Source organism: Halomonas litopenaei, from assembly GCF_003045775.1.
Lineage (GTDB): Bacteria > Pseudomonadota > Gammaproteobacteria > Pseudomonadales > Halomonadaceae > Halomonas > Halomonas litopenaei.
The window spans coordinates 1-374 of sequence record NZ_PXNS01000055.1 but is presented as its reverse complement, the minus strand read 5'-3'; the positions used below and the strand labels follow the sequence as shown (position 1 = coordinate 374).

General features: G+C 50.3%; 2 tRNA genes. Both read left to right on the top strand.

Going from position 1 to position 374, the window contains the following annotated elements:
* Positions 1–110: 110 nt before the first annotated feature.
* Positions 111–187, top strand: a tRNA-Ile gene (locus C6W88_RS21300).
* Between the two features lie 38 nt (positions 188–225).
* A tRNA-Ala gene (locus C6W88_RS21295) sits at positions 226–301 on the top strand.
* Positions 302–374 lie beyond the last annotated feature (73 nt).

Below are 374 nucleotides of genomic sequence, written 5' to 3'. Positions count from 1 at the left end.
CTCCTTAAACGACACGTCATCTGACTGTCGGTAAGTGCTCACAATGAATTACCTGATCAAGCAAGAGCAGTGACTGTTTGGGTTAAATGCTAAGACCCAGCGTGACAAATGGGTCTGTAGCTCAGTTGGTTAGAGCGCACCCCTGATAAGGGTGAGGTCGGCAGTTCAAATCTGCCCAGACCCACCATTTCTCAGCTGGTTCTAGTCAACAACCCAAATCGATATGGGGCCTTAGCTCAGCTGGGAGAGCGCAACACTGGCAGTGTTGAGGTCAGCGGTTCGATCCCGCTAGGCTCCACCATTTCTCATCTCGAGTAAAACAGTCGTCAAGTTCTAAGCAAGATGCTTGTTCGCCACCAGGCGATATCAAGTCT